The following is a 15,540-nucleotide window of genomic DNA, read 5'->3' as shown; positions in this document are numbered from 1 at the left end:
TTATTTTTTGTCTGATTTATTTTTAGCACCTTCAGGTTGATAAAAATTGGGTGGAAACCCGTTTAAAGTCCTCCAAATTTCAAACCAAATAGGAACGTCTTCCAATAAAGCTATTGATTGTGTACCAGCACCAATACTTAACTGTTCTGGCCATTTTTTATCACTTGGATCAGGAGCAATTAAAACCCGATATTTCCCATTCTCGCTAATGAAGTTTTCTTTTGCAACTACTAAACCTCCAAATGTACCATAAGAAGCTCCAGGCCATCCACTAAATACAATTGTGGGCCAACCGTCAAACCAAACTCTAACTTTTTCTCCCTTGTTAATCAAAGGAAAATCCACAGGATCAATATAAGTTTCTACAGCAATTTCAAAATTTGAAGGCATTATACTTACAATCGATTCTCCTTCTTTTATTGTTTCACCTATACCAGATTGAATAGCGCGATTAATATATCCATCTTGTGGAGCTGTAATGTAATATAGACCGTTTCGAATTTGATAATTTGTATATTGATTTTTAAGTTTATTTACTTGAGCTTCAGTATCATATTGTGAACTTAATGCGGTTTGTTTGTCACTACTCGCTTTAGCACTTTTTTCGGCATATTCTGCTGCAATTCGGTTTAGTTCCATTGTGGCATTTAAAATTTCATTCTGACTCGCTAGATACTTATTTTCTTGGGTAATAATTTTAGCTTGCATATCCTGTAATTTAACTTTCTTCTCTTCAACATCTGTCAAAGGTTTTAAGCCTTCTTTATTTAGGTTAACCGCACGATTAAATTGTGTCTCAGCTATTTTTAATTGGGTTTTAATAGCTTGTAGATCGATACTATCGCTAGTCGCTTTTAAATAGGATTGCTTTAATTTGTTTTGTGCTTGTTTATATTTTAAGTTCTTTTCATTTTCAATAGCACCTAATTGCATATCGAGTGCTTTTACTTTACCAGCATAGGATTGAACTGCATTTTCTTTGGCAATTACTTGGTTGCCCGTGTTTTCAACTAGATTTGGATCCAAATAATTTTCTTTAATCTCTGAAATAAATAAAATAGTATCGCCTCTTTTGACAAAGTCACCCTCATTTACATACCATTTTTCAATTCTTCCAGCAATAGCAGAATGTATTTCTTGAGGTCTCTGATTGGGTTTTAAAGTGGTTACAAATCCAGAACCTGAAATATTTTGTGTCCATGGTAAAAAAAGAAAAAGTAGTGTAAGGATTGCCATTCCACCTAAAATTCTTTTAATTATAAGGTATCCTTTATTGTCTGCAAGTACCCTGTTGGATTTATATTTAGACAAATCAATATAAGTATCAACTCTGTTTTTTGTTATGTTAAGCATTTTGATGATTTTTAGAGTTAAACAATTTGACCATTTTCCAATGTAATTACTTGACTAGCGTACTTCTTCCAATCTTCATTTGTAGAAGTTACAACAACTGTCCAATTATTTTTGGGATCCATAATAAAACTGATGATTTTTTCTGCTTGTATGTTGCTAATTTTACTAATAGGGTCTTCTAATAATAAGATATCGGGTTTCGATAAAATGCAACGTGCTAAAATTATTTTTTGGACAACAGAAGCGTTAATTTGCTTTCCTTCAGGGAATAAAGGAGTATCTAAACCAAGAGGTAAGGATTTAATAAAATCAATTAATTCTACTTTTTCTAAAACATAATTAATCTCACTCATGTTTAAGGTTGGATTTTGACAAGTAATATTGTCCAAAATGGTTCCTTCAAAAGTAGAATCTTCTCGGGTAATTAAACCTATTTTTGATCTATAACTGTTAATATTAATTTTATCGATTGTGATATTGTTGATGAATAATGTACCTGTGTTGGGTTCAATTATTTTTGCTAACAACCTTATTAGTGTACTCTTGCCAGAACCATTTTCTCCTTGTAAAACAACTTTTTCTTTAGGTTGAATGGTTAAATTAATATTGTTTAGAATCGGCTTTTCACTATCTGGATATTTATAAGAAACATTTTTAGTCTCAATAGTTATCTCTTCATTGTCTAATAATAAGTTTTGAGTATTCTTTTCTTGTTCAATTTCTAAATCTGAAACCGCGCCTAATTTTTCCAAAGAAGTAAGAACATCATAAAATAACTCTAATCCACCAAATAGTTTTTCTACTGCAGTTATGATAGTTAAGATTATAATTTCAGCAGCAACAAATTGACCAATGTTCATTTGCTGGCTTAGAACTAAAAGCCCGCCAATTATTAATAAACCCGCTGTAATAATAGTTTTAAAACCGACTAATTGTATAAATTGTCTTTTAAGAATTTTAAAATGCTTTTCTCTGTAATCTAAATAATCACTTACTAACATATCATTTTTATTCAGTGAAAATTGGAAAAGGTCTTTATTTTTAAAACTCACATGATTTCTAGCAATTTCCTGTATCCAATGAGCTACCTTATATTTGTATTTTGATTCTTTTAAGCTGGTTTCTAAACCTATTTTAAAATTTACTTTAAAAATAATATATAATAGTCCGGATAGGATTATCCCAAATAGAATAAAAAATGGATGGTATAAAGACAATAATAGCATCCCAAATACTATTTGTAAAATGGCTGTTGAGATATCTAATAAAAGTTTAGAAAACCCTTTTTGAATCGATAAGGTATCAAAAAATCGGTTGGCTAATTCTGGAGGATATTGATTGTATAATCGGTTAAATTTAATTTTTGGGAAGCGATAGGCAAAATCAAAAGAAGAACGAACAAATATTTTTTGTTGTAAGTTTTCTGATATGCGATATTGCATAATTTTAAAAACTCCTACAAGTATAACTCCAATTACCACAACAATTACTAAAATTCCCCATGATGTAGAAACTTTACCTGCTTGTATGAAATTAACAATAGATTGAATACCAAGTGGTAAAGTTAAACTTATAAATCCTCCAAAAATAGAATACAAAAATATTTGATAAATGTCTCTTTTATCTATAAGTATTAAGTTTTTAAATCTTTCTAATGGTGTCATATCAAGGTTTTTTTTATTAAATCTATGTAGAAATCAGCAAGGCAATTGTTTTCAGATAGATTTGTTATCGTTTTAAAATGTTCTTTTAAATAATGTTGATGTAAAGCTCCTTCTACAATTGAAGAGGCTAGTGTTTTGGCATATTTATAATTTGGTTTCACCTCTTCAATCATAATTATTATTCTATTAATAATAGTTTTATAGACTAAAAAAAAGCCTTCTTTATTCTCCTCATCTACTTCTTTGGTTAAAAATGTCTTCGTAAATTCACATATAATAATTTTATTTAAAATAGATTCGTTAATGTGCCTTGTAGATATGTCGTCAATAATTTCTTCTGTAACTATTTCAATGGCTTTTATTAATTTTTCTATTGGATCTTTTAAATTAGTTGTAGCAAAAACTAAACGATACTCAATCCAAGACCAATACCAAGACGATAGATACAAGAGCAGTTTATGTTTACTTTCAAAATACCGATAGATTGAACTCTCGTTTGATTGTATCTTTTCACCTAGCTTCTTAAATGTAAATGCATCAAAACCTATTTCATGAATTAAAAGAATGCTATTTTCAATAATTTTTTTACCTAAATCTGAAGTTTCAGGATTTTTAACATACAGTTTTTCGTTAACTGAAATATTGATTTTTGAAAGTAAATTATCCATAAATGAAATTTATACTTACAAATATAATAGTATTACTATTAGTTTTTAAAAGTTTAACTTTTAATTTAGAATTGTTCCAAAAAAAATCCCGAATAAATCGGGATTAAAATAGTTTTTATAAATCATCTTTTTAAAGTAAAATGACTTTTAAATTCTTTAGTTATATTGTCTTTTGTGTAAATTAATTTAAACCAATAATCAGATGATGGTAATGGTTTCCCATTAAATGTTCCATCCCAGCCAGAACCATTAGGCGCTAATTGTTTTAAAAGTTTCCCGTATTTGTCAAAAATATAAATGGTAAGAACATCAATCGTTTCAGTTCCTTGTATATTCCATGTGTCATTAAAACCATCTCCATTCGGGGTGAAAAAACGTGGGAAATCTGCAATAATAAAATCGGTATCGATTTCTCCGCAACCAAATTTGCTTCTCACGCTTAAGGTGTATTTTCCAGGTAAAACATTTGTGAATATTGGACTTTCTTGCCAAGAATTTCCATCAATACTATAAAGATAATCAGTAGATGGTGGTAATACAGTAGCTGCGATAGTATTATCTGTCTCGAATGCAATTAATTCGTTAGGATAAGCCGTTATTGAATTTGGTACCAATGAAATTGCAGTTGTAAAATTAAAGACACTTGAACACATAGCAACATTTGAAATGTTAGTCACTTTTACAGAATATTCTCCTGTTGTATTAGTAATAAAAGAATTATTGGTTTCTCCATTAATTTCATTTCCGTTAATAGCGTCAAAATCATTATACCATACAAAGTTGTAATTGCTATTTGAAAGTAAAGTCTTTATCTCAACAGGTGTAATGGTATTACTTTGTTGATCATAACAAATGATATATGGATAGTTGTACAAATTATTCTCAGGGTATTTTCGAATGTATAAATCTAATTCAAGAATTCTAAAACAAGCTACACTCGTTTCCGAATCTCTATTTACTTTACTGTTTAATCTAACATAAATAGTTTGATGTTCTGCAATAGTATTTGTAAATTCATTAGGGTTAGAAATATAATTGAAATTGTTACTTATAGCATCATTAAAATCGATATAATATCTAAAAGCAATTTCTGTAGTTAATGTTGTTCCAGACATTTCAGTCTCTTTACTAGTTAAATCAAAGACTTCATATCCAGAATCATTACAAATTTCGAGAGGTTGTGGGTTATTTATAGCGCCTGGTACAGTTAAAACTTCTAAATCTAGTGTTGTAGTGGATTCACAATTGTTATTGGCTAAATCAATTACTTTTATATAAATTGTCGTAGTACCACTGTTATAATTTGTAGTGTTAGTTATAGGATTGTCAGCTAATAAATCGGTAGTTGTGGCATAAAATGTTACTTGATAATTGGTGTTGTTACTAGTTATTTGATCAATTCTGGAATCCAAATTAAAATCTGCCGTTACATCACCACAATGTTTTATTGGGTCTGGATCAACAAGAGTTGGGTTTGGAAATACGGTAATATTAAAAGATACAATTGAAATACATTGGGTGCTTGTATCATATAAACGAATGAAATAGGATTTTGTTCCTAAAGTTAAAGATAAGGGTGTGTTTTTATTAATAGGTTGAATATTATTTACAGCATTCGTAAAAGATTCATAATAGGAACTAACAACTGTTGCGTTTTGTCCAGCAAGCGCTTCAATATCTTTAGTGTTAAGTAAGAAATTATCTAATAAACACACATCAGAATTTGTTACTACTGTTTGTATAGGTGGATTTGTTACTGTTGTGTTAAAAGTTCCAACACTTTCGCAGCTAGCGGTAGTTGCAGAAATTACTCTAGCATAAATTACTGTTGTTCCAATAGGAATTGGAGTGGTGTTGGTGAAACCATTTAAACCAGTTGAAGCATCTGAAGTATTATCATGAAAAGATATAATCACATTTGATGAAGGGAAATAAGTGTTTTTGATATAATTGCGTTGTGCGTTAAAATCCACAAATCCATAATTTTCATTTACTTCGGGACAAACAGGAGGCACATCGTTATAATTGGATAAATTAGTAGGATTAACCTGTATGTTTATGGTTGCAGTTCCTAAAGAAGTACAATTTGGGGTAGTGGCTTCATTTACTGCTTTTACATAAATAGTTTGATTAAAAGGAGAAGTTGTATTAATATAATTTGTTGGATTGTTTATAAGATTAGTTAAACCTACATCTTGATAATAATATAAGGTGTATCCAGGTGTATTATTTGTGATAACATCATATAAACTAGTTAAATTCATTTCCGCAATTCCATCTAATGTTGAAGGGATATAATCACATTGTTCAAAAAGGATAGGAGTTGTTGTAACTACAGGAAGCGCATTTATTGTAACACTAACTGTATTTGAAGTGCTTGTACAAGTGTTTTGTTCGGTAGCAATCACATAATAAGTTGCTGTTGTATTGATGGCTTGATTACTAGCATTTACTGTATAGTTAGCTGTATTGACTCCTGTTGAAACCCCATCTTTATACCATTCATAAGTTACATTATTGTTAATTGAAGCATTGGAATTAGCCGATGTTATTGTATAATTATCACCTTCACAAATAGTTTGATTGTTTTGTATAGTTATATTAGGATTTGCAATGATTCTAATCGTATTTGACTGTACATCTGAACAAGAATTATTAGAAACGATAACATAATAATCTCCTGGAACGTTAGGGGTCAACGAAGCATTTGTTTGCCCATTTAAAGGATTTGAATTTAAATACCATTGATAACTTAAAACATCAACAGAAGGAATTAAGAGCGCATTGTTTATTATTGTTGTATTTAATACAGGATTTGTATTTAAACAAACTGTATTTGTGTTTTGTATTGAAATATCTGGAACGATATGGAATTTCAGATCGATAGAAGTATCACTATTTTGTACAACACCAGGATTTGTAACGTCATACGCAGTAGTTTCCACTCTATATATTCCTGTTTCATTAACGGTTATAGTATTCGTAGGAGAATTAGAATTTGTAATAGGTGTGCCAATTTGCACACCATCTTTATACCAAGTATAACTAAATCTTAAATTTGATGCTGATCCACTAAAATTACTTACATCTATTTTAGCCATTAAATCTTTTGTCGCAGGTTTACAGTAGTCTGTTTGGGTAATATCGGTTCCATCAGTATTGGTGATTTTGGTAAGTGATAAAAAATCGCAATTTGTTGACCCCGTTCCAGATATTTGAGTAACAGTGATGTTTCCAGGGACATTTGAATAATTGTCGATTAGCATAACATACAATTGCCCCACTGTGGCATTAGGAATGTTTATATTTTCAATACTAGCGCTCGACCAACTACAATCAACCTCTGTGCTTGTATTTAATAAATTACATACATTGTTGAGCGTGTTAAAAGGTCCCCAAAGTACAAAATCTACATCAGTTCCATTGCCGGCTAAATCCGTTTGGCTAATTTGTAAAGTAATTGGGCCAGAATTTTGTATTTTCACAAAAAACCATGTAGGCCCATGAAATGGTTCTCCAATACAAGTTGTATTGAAATTTTCTCCATTTTGCCCTACTGAATTTGAAAAAGGAACGTTGGTGGCACAAGACTGAAAGGCTTCAGCATTAGCCGCTAATTCAGCACAAGAGGAAGCACCACCTTGACTATATATTGAAAAATTAATTAATAAACTGAATATCAGACTTAAATGTAAAGATTTCATAGCAATAATTATAAAGCTACAAAAGTAACAAAAACAAGTAGTTATTCTGTATTAATTGTTTATTTAACGCAATTTATTCAGCATAAATGTGTTTATAAGGTTTTTTTGATAAAATATTTAGCATATCATTTTCTAAAGTTTCCACAGGTGACTCTACAATTCGATTCATTTCATTTCCATCTTCATAGAAAATAAAAGTAGGAACATTCGTGATTTGCAATCCCTTTTCAAATAGCTCAGGAGTTGTTTTGTCTCTTTGCATGGTAATAAGTGTTACCTTTTCCTCTGGAAATTTAATTTCTTCTAAAATTTTATAAAATTTTGGCACTTGGTTCTGACTGTCTTCACACCATGTTCCCATAAAAATTGTTATAGAATATTTTTGTGGTATTTTTTTTAAATGACTAATTATTTCAGCATTAGGTTGATAGTCTGCTGAACTGCTTTCAAACCATTCCTTAAATGGTTCTTGTAATAAGTCTGTTTTTTTGGTTTTACCAATAAGAATTCCATCGACAATTTCTTTTGGTTTGTCTTTTTTATCCAAATTCAATCCAAGAGTAGCTCTTCCATCTTTCCCATTTGTTCCAGGTTTTCCGTCTTCACCTTTAGAATGTAATGCACAACTGTTGATAATTAAAAGAAGGAAGAATAAGCTAATTTTTTTCATAATTTATTTGTTTTTTGTAACACCAATGATAACTCCAAAATTACCATCAGTTTGTATCCAGTTTTCTTTTGGATAATAAGTACGAGATACAAATCCGTCTAAATATAAGGCATTTTTACAACCTAATTGTTTAAAATAGCTTGCAAAATCATACAAATTAATTTCTTTTTTAGACATTGCAAAAAAGATTTCTCCATTTTCTAATATTCCTACACCATTTCTAATATTTAAATTTTTAGATCCTTTAGTAAATGCCGAGTGAATTTGGTTATCAATAACTAGCATAGGACCAGATTGAGTTGCATATTGAATTTCTTTAGAATAATTAAAGTTTTTTGTTGTAGTTATAAAAGCTTTTTCATTTGAGATATAAAAAACACCATTTGGTTTTAAATAAAAATTACCTTTCCCATTAGTTGTGTCTAAAGGTGTTTTTAGTTGATAATTTTCTATATATAAACCTTGAGGTGAAAAATCTTTTTTATACATACCTCCATTGGTTGCAAAAAGCAATTCTTTATTTTTTGTTGATAGCCATTTTTTTAAATTTTCAATACTGCTAAAATTTGCATTGTTTTCATCCTTCCAATAAAAGCAAACCATTTGTTTGTTTGGATTTATTTGATAAGTGACAAAATCTATTATTTTCTCTTTTTGAAATAAACTAAATCCGCTAAACCCAATTAGTGATAAGGACAATAAAACAAGTGTTTTTTTCATTTACAACAACGATTTACAACTCATAGCTTCTGGCTGCGGAATACCCATTAAATCTAAAATTGTTGGAGCAATATCGCCTAAAACACCGTCATGAATAGCTTGTAATTCTTTGTCTATTAATATAAGTGGTACCGGATTTGTAGTATGCGCGGTATTAGGTGTGCCATCTGGATTAATCATGGTTTCACAATTCCCATGATCGGCAATGAGTAAAGTAGTATAACCATTTTCCAAAGCGGTTTCTACAACTTCTTTTACGCAAACATCTACGGCCTCACAAGCTTTAATGGCTGCTTCCATTACACCAGTGTGTCCAACCATGTCTCCATTTGCAAAATTAAGACATACAAAATCTACATCTCGTTTTTTTAGTTCTGGAACTAAAGCGTCTTTTAATTCGTAAGCACTCATTTCCGGCTGTAAATCGTAAGTAGCCACTTTTGGTGAATTTTTTAAAATACGACTTTCTCCTATAAAGGGTTCTTCTCGACCACCAGAAAAGAAGAAAGTTACGTGTGGATATTTTTCAGTCTCAGCTATACGAATTTGTTTTTTTTCCGCTTTTTCTAAAACTTCTCCTAAGGTTTCTGTGATGTTGTCTTTGTCATAAATTACCTGTACATTTTTATACGTTTCGTCATAATTGGTCATGGTAACATAATACAAATTCAATTTGTGCATATTTTGTTCGTGAAAATCTTGTTGCGATAATGCTTCCGTTAATTCACGTCCTCTGTCTGTTCTAAAATTAAAGAAAATAACCACATCATCTTGTTTGATTGTAGTAATTGGTAAGTCATTAATTCCAGTCATTACAATAGGTTGGATGAATTCATCTGTTATATTGTTGTTATAACTGTTTAGAATACTTTGTGTTGCATTTTTAGATGGAGTGCCTTGCCCGTTTACTACTAAATCATAAGCTAGTTTTACTCTTTCCCATCTTTTATCGCGATCCATAGCAAAATATCTTCCAATTATAGTGGCTAGTTTGGCATTAGTATGCGATAAATAACTTTGTAAATTTTCAATATATTGCGCTCCAGATTTTGGATCTACGTCTCTACCATCTGTAAAAGCATGAACAAACATATTTTGAACACCAAGTTCTTGACCAACATCTATTAATCCTCTTAAATGAGAGGTATGACTGTGAACACCACCATCAGAGACTAATCCTAAAAAATGAACGGCTTTATTGTTTTTCTTTGCATATTCAAATGCATCTGTCAATGGTTTTTCTTGATGCATCGTTTTATTGGCTACAGCCAAATTTATTTTAGCTAAATCTTGATACACAATTCTTCCAGCGCCAAGATTCATGTGTCCTACTTCACTATTTCCCATTTGACCCTCTGGTAAACCAACATTTAGTCCATCGGTTCTTAATTGTGCGTTAGGGTATTTTGTATATAAACTATCTATAAATGGAGTGTTTGCATTGTCAATTGCGGAAACTTTTGGGTCAGGTGATTTTCCCCAACCATCTAATATCATTAAGATTACTTTTTTATTCATTTTTTTTGAATGTATTTCTACAAATATAGCTATTTGACATATTCAGATAAAGAAAATGAAGCTGAATTTCGCAATAAAAATGCGAAAACGATTGAGAAACTATAAAGGGTTTTTAACTTTTTTTAATCCAGTTTTTAGCTTGATTATAATCAATAAAATAACGTATACTTATAGAGAAAGTATGGTTGAGATTATCGGTTAGTAGTGAATTAAAATTATTTTTAAAGTTTTTATCAATTTCACTGGAGTAGTTGGAGGCATTATTTCGATATAAAATAGTAGCTTGACTGCCTGGAGCAAACCACCAAGAATAGGATAAATCTAAATTCCATGTGCTGAAATTTGAATTTTTATTATCAGTATAATCATTTTTTTCAATTAATCTTCCATTGTTTAATAAGCTATAAAAAGTATTGTTTTCTGCGAATGACCAATAATGTCTCACTGAAAGATTAAAATTCATTTGACTGTTTATTGAAAACTTACTGGTTAAAGAGTTATTAATTGTGTTTCTATTTCTTTGAGCCATAATAATTTCATTACTAGCACTTAAATAGTCAATAAAACCGATATTGTTTTTTTGTATATATGGATTTATAGCATAAATAAGAGAAAATTTGTCATTAAAACGATATCTAGGACTTAAAGAAATATCAAAATCATATCTGCCACTTTGATTATAAAATAAATGGGATAATTGTAAATCGAAAGCAAACTTATAATTGTAGTTGGATGAAAAACCTAGCCAATAACTTTGAAGTTTTGGTAGAATAAGAAATTTTCCATCTTGTCTAGGTTCATAATAGTCAAAACGTTCAAATGGTTTTATTCTGTATCCAAAACCATAATAATGATTGTCTTTTGAAGTTGTATTAACGTCTAAACTGAAATTATTATTCTGAATTTCGTTGGTGTCATTGTTGTGCTCCATGTAATTATATAACCCTATATTGAAAGAATTAAATGTTTTAGTTGGTGTTAAAATTTTATAACTTACATTGCCATAATAACTATAATAGTTTGTTTGGAAGATGATGCCTAAATCATTTTTATCAAAATCTTTTGAGATGTATTCTCCACCTAGACTGAAGCGATAATTTCCTGAGGTTTCACCTAAAGCTAAAGCAGATTCAATTCCATTTTGATTTTTTATATCGTATGTATTACTCCAATTTATTTTTCCGGATAGATTATATGTGTTTTTTGTTGTATTCAAATCGAAAATTAAACCGGTAACATTTGCATCTCTAAAATGACCATTTCTAGTAACATTGGTGTTAATAAACGTGATAGAAGAGTTTTGATTAAATCGCTGGTCAAATACCGTTACATTATAATTTGTTAAAGGAGAGACAATTTCAGATTTATTATTATTTGTAATCTCATTTTTAATGTTTACAGTAGTTTCTTCTGTAATAGCGTTTAAAAAACCTATGCCTAATCCATCATTATTACGTCCGGATATTTTTAGAGCATTCAGTAAATTAGTGCTTTTAGGAAACTCTTCTATAGATTCATTTTCATTTAAATCGGGATAAAATAGAGGTGAAGCTCCTATTCTACGAGTATATAATAAGTTTCCTTTGTTAAATAAATCAGTTCCTTCTGTAAAAAAGGGTCTATTTTCATTAAATTGTTGTTCAAAAGGGCCTAAATTCAACTCAACATTATCAAATTTAGTTTGACCAAAGTCGGGAATTAGAATAGCGTCTAAAGTAAATGCATCGTTAATACCATATTTAATATCTAAACCTCCTTTGAATGTTAATTCAGATTCCTCTTTATTAGTAACATAATAAGCGGAAGTGTAGGGTATTAAAAAAAGTCTTGTAGGCGGTTCAATATACTGAATGTCTGTTAAAATTCCAGCTTGCTGAGAAAAAGCACCAATGTCATTATATATAGGATTCCAAGTGTATTTTTGCCTATTTCTTCTTACTTCTCTGAAAAAATTAATTCCCCAAGTTTGTAAGTCTTTTTTTGGAAATCGTAAGGCAGCATAGGGGATTTTCATTTCAACTACCCATCCAAAATTTGTTATTTTAACATTACTAGACCAAATGGCATTCCATGAATAATCTTCTCCATTTTGAGATGTAAAATTGCAATCTCCTTGTCCATTGGCTGCAGAAACATAAAATTGAAAGTCTTGTTGGCCGTCATTGTATCCGTTTATAAATACACCAAATAAATCCGATGTACCAAAATCGTCTCGTTCAGTTATTTCTTTTAAAATTTTATGGGGTTCATTATCAAATAATGTTGCTCCAATATAGATAGCATCATTATCATATAAAATTTTTACTTCAGATTTTAAGTCGGGAGATTCAAGATTTCCATTATCAGGTGAGAATGTAAAAAAATTATTAGCGGGTAAAGCTTTTGACCAATCTTCTTCGTCAAGCTGCCCATCAATTGATATTACTGAAATCTTTCTTTCAGCTTTTATTGTTTTTTTAACAGTTATTTTGTTTTTAATTTCTTGACAAAATAAATTTTTTGAAAATAACAACAATAAAAGGCAGAAAACGAAGTTATTATGCATGAAATCTTTTTTACAAATTTAGAATTATTCATTTTTGGAGGAAACAAATTATAAAATCTTTAACTTTTTCATAACATATCGACTAAATGCATTTTTTTTCGACAAAAAGCGTAAAAAAATTTGTATCGTTAATTTTTTTAAATATATTTGAAACCTCAAAACAACCTAACAACTATTAGAATAACAATGAATTACAAAATTTTCTCTCTTTTTGCCCTAAGTTTTATTTTTTTTAGTTTTAATTCTATAGATAATTGTAAAGAAGAAAAATTTAACTTAACCGACCCAAAATTAGCAGCAAATGTTAAAGTTGCCTTTGAAGCTAAATGTAAATCTTTTTATAATTCTATTCTCTCTAATGAACTTTCTTTACCTAAATATGAAAGTTTTTCAAAAGCATTTGAAGGATATAATGAGTTAAAAAACCAAGGATTGATTGAGAAGGATATTTTAACTATAGTTGATTTTAGTTTATCTTCAAATGAAGAAAGAATGTGGGTAATAGATATGAATACTAAAAAGGTAATTCTTCGTTCTTTAGTTGCTCATGGAAGAAATTCAGGTGATTTATTTGCTACTGAGTTTTCAAATAAATCTGAATCTTATCAAAGTAGTTTAGGTTTTTATACAACAGGAGAAACATACACAGGTAAACATGGATTGTCTTTACGCTTAGATGGTTTGGAATTTGGAATAAATGATAATGCAAGAGATAGAGCTGTTGTGGTTCATGGTGCAGATTATGTGTCTGAAAAATTTGTTAAGACAAACGGACGCTTAGGAAGAAGCCAAGGTTGTCCAGCAGTTCCAAATGAAATTTCAAAACAATTGATAGAATTGATTAAAGATAAATCTTGTTTATTTATTTACCATCCTTCAAGAAATTATATTTCAAAATCTAAATTAATTTCGTAAAGCGGTATAAAGATTTTTATCAAGATTGTAAATATCTTCTCTAAATTGCAATCCGTCTTTATCAAGCCAATTAGTCCAGTATAAAAGATAAACATTAATATTGTTCTTAATAGGAACAGTCTTAATGTTTTTTTTGCTTATAATTGTATCAACCTCTTTTGAAGTCCATTCTTTGTCCTCATTTGAAAGAATCTTTTCTGCTAGTACTAGCGGATTTTCTACTCGCACACATCCAGAACTTAATGCTCTGTATTCGCGTGAAAAATAATCTCTATGATTGGTATCGTGTAAATATACGCTATGTTTGTTTGGAAAGTTAAATTTGACCAATCCTAAAGAGTTATTGTATCCAGAAACTTGAACATATCGATACGATTTAGAATTGTCAGGATTCCATTCTTCGGGTGCTATTACTTTTCCAGCAGAATTGTAAATAGTTAGTCTAGTTCTTTTAAAATATTCTAGATTTTTTTTTGCTGAAGGTGTCAAGTCTTCTTTTATAATAGTAGGAGGAACCGTCCATGTAGGATTAAATACTAAGTTAGATAGTTTTGAAGTTAAGACAGGAGTATTTCTTTTTGGTGTTCCCACAACAATGTTATGTTGGGCTAAAGTGTCCGTTTTTTTTACATAAACTATATTATAATCGGGTAAATTTACCAAGAGATACTCTTCTCCAAAATTTGATGGAAACCACTTCCATCTTTCTAAATTAGCTATAATTTGTTGTTTTCTTTCTTCTTTAGTATAATTTAATGCTTTTATGGTGCCTTTACCTATTACACCATCAGCTTTTAATCCATGTCTTGATTGAAATTTTTTAACAGCTAAAAAAGTAATAGTATCATATATAGCTGTTGTTATACTATCTTTTCTTGTATAGTCTTTCCAATAAGCTAATTTCTTTTTTATTGTTATGATTTCATTTAATGTGTCATGCAATTGAATTTTATCCTTTATGTTGTTTTTTTCAAATTTATAATCAGGATATTGATCAATTACAATTAAACTTTCTTTAATTTTAGAATATAAATAATGATTTGGTTTTAATTCTTCTAAAGTCTTATCAACCGTTTTGTTTTTAATTGCATTTTCTAAGAGGTGAGATAAAGCTATTGATTTAAAAGTTAAATCCCAATCTTTATATAGCTTATTTGGATTTAATTTGCCTCTATAAAGATGGAAAGCTAATTTTTCAAAGCTTTTTGTTAAAATGATATCATATTTTATTACTTCATCGTCATTTAATTTTTTTCTTTTTTCTTCCAAATCTAAAATGGTTTCTAAATTATAATCTGTAGGATTTAGACCCTCTTTGTTGCAATTTTTAATTTCATTAATTAAATCCGTTCTGTTTTTCAAACTATACCAAATTTCATAATTATTCAATTTACTATAATATAGTTTAATACTGTCTTTTAGTGTTTCAAGATGTTCGGGTAGTAAAGGTCTAACTATTTCTTGTGTAGTTGCATCCTTAAGTAAAATATCATCAATAGATGCTGAGGTATCTAATTTACCTTTGCAGCTAATTATGATAAAAGTGATGAATATAAAATGTATTGGTTTAATCATAAATTGTCAAATTTGAATTTTAATTTTTCATAAACAACAATCAATTGGGTTTTATGAAATTTTAATTAATCCTTTGCAAAAATACATACTAAATAAAATCTTATTGTCATTAAAAATAGTGATTTTAACATTTGCTTTGCTCTCTTTAAAAATACATCTTTTTTAATCAATAGTGATTATTTTAAAGTGATTTTTATCAATAATTTTT

At 29.4% G+C, this 15,540-nt stretch carries 10 protein-coding genes; 1 reads left to right on the top strand and 9 read right to left on the bottom strand.

What is annotated here, in order from left to right:
- From HALO113_RS05970 to HALO113_RS05935, 8 genes are all read right to left on the bottom strand, one after another.
- Nucleotides 1-1,353 carry an HlyD family secretion protein gene (locus HALO113_RS05970; protein ID WP_159778155.1) on the bottom strand — a complete coding sequence of 451 codons (1,353 nt, stop codon included), beginning with the start codon at nt 1,351-1,353 and terminating at the stop codon, nt 1-3.
- 17 nt (nt 1,354-1,370) lie between these two features.
- Nucleotides 1,371-3,017, bottom strand: coding sequence for a peptidase domain-containing ABC transporter (locus HALO113_RS05965; protein ID WP_159778154.1), 1,647 nt, complete (start codon nt 3,015-3,017; stop codon nt 1,371-1,373).
- Nucleotides 3,014-3,685, bottom strand: a complete 672-nt coding sequence (locus tag HALO113_RS05960) for a TetR/AcrR family transcriptional regulator (protein WP_159778153.1) — start codon at nt 3,683-3,685, stop codon at nt 3,014-3,016. Before HALO113_RS05960 ends, HALO113_RS05965 begins: the two co-directional genes overlap by 4 nt.
- A 122-nt stretch (nt 3,686-3,807) precedes the next feature.
- Complete coding sequence (locus tag HALO113_RS05955; protein ID WP_159778152.1) at nt 3,808-7,389, bottom strand: T9SS type B sorting domain-containing protein; 3,582 nt, start codon at nt 7,387-7,389, stop codon at nt 3,808-3,810.
- Nucleotides 7,390-7,462: 73 nt separating this feature from the next.
- The gene (locus HALO113_RS05950; RefSeq protein ID WP_159778151.1) at nt 7,463-8,059 is read right to left on the bottom strand and encodes a thioredoxin family protein; all 597 of its coding nucleotides are present in this window, start codon (nt 8,057-8,059) and stop codon (nt 7,463-7,465) included.
- 3 nt (nt 8,060-8,062) lie between these two features.
- Nucleotides 8,063-8,779, bottom strand: a complete 717-nt coding sequence (locus HALO113_RS05945; protein WP_159778150.1) for a phosphodiester glycosidase family protein — start codon at nt 8,777-8,779, stop codon at nt 8,063-8,065.
- On the bottom strand, nt 8,780-10,297 hold the full coding sequence (gene gpmI / locus HALO113_RS05940; protein WP_159778149.1) for a 2,3-bisphosphoglycerate-independent phosphoglycerate mutase: 1,518 nt from the start codon (nt 10,295-10,297) through the stop codon (nt 8,780-8,782). It lies immediately after the preceding gene.
- A gap of 112 nt (nt 10,298-10,409) precedes the next feature.
- Nucleotides 10,410-12,842, bottom strand: a complete 2,433-nt coding sequence (locus tag HALO113_RS05935) for a DUF5916 domain-containing protein (RefSeq protein WP_159778148.1) — start codon at nt 12,840-12,842, stop codon at nt 10,410-10,412.
- Nucleotides 12,843-13,028: 186 nt separating this feature from the next.
- Here HALO113_RS05935 and HALO113_RS05930 point away from each other — a divergent pair, with 186 nt between their 5' ends.
- A complete protein-coding gene (locus tag HALO113_RS05930) occupies nt 13,029-13,757 on the top strand; it encodes a murein L,D-transpeptidase catalytic domain family protein (RefSeq protein WP_159778147.1) in 729 nt (242 codons plus the stop codon).
- Here HALO113_RS05930 and HALO113_RS05925 read toward each other — a convergent pair.
- The gene (locus HALO113_RS05925; protein ID WP_159778146.1) at nt 13,746-15,332 is read right to left on the bottom strand and encodes a murein L,D-transpeptidase; all 1,587 of its coding nucleotides are present in this window, start codon (nt 15,330-15,332) and stop codon (nt 13,746-13,748) included. The two genes, HALO113_RS05930 and HALO113_RS05925, sit on opposite strands and share 12 nt — an antisense overlap.
- Nucleotides 15,333-15,540: the final 208 nt, after the last annotated feature.

The sequence above is a fragment of the Flavobacterium sp. 9AF genome, from assembly GCF_902506265.1.
Classification (GTDB): domain Bacteria; phylum Bacteroidota; class Bacteroidia; order Flavobacteriales; family Flavobacteriaceae; genus Flavobacterium.
Note: the sequence above shows the minus strand (reverse complement) of the source record. Positions and strands in the feature narration are given on the sequence as shown.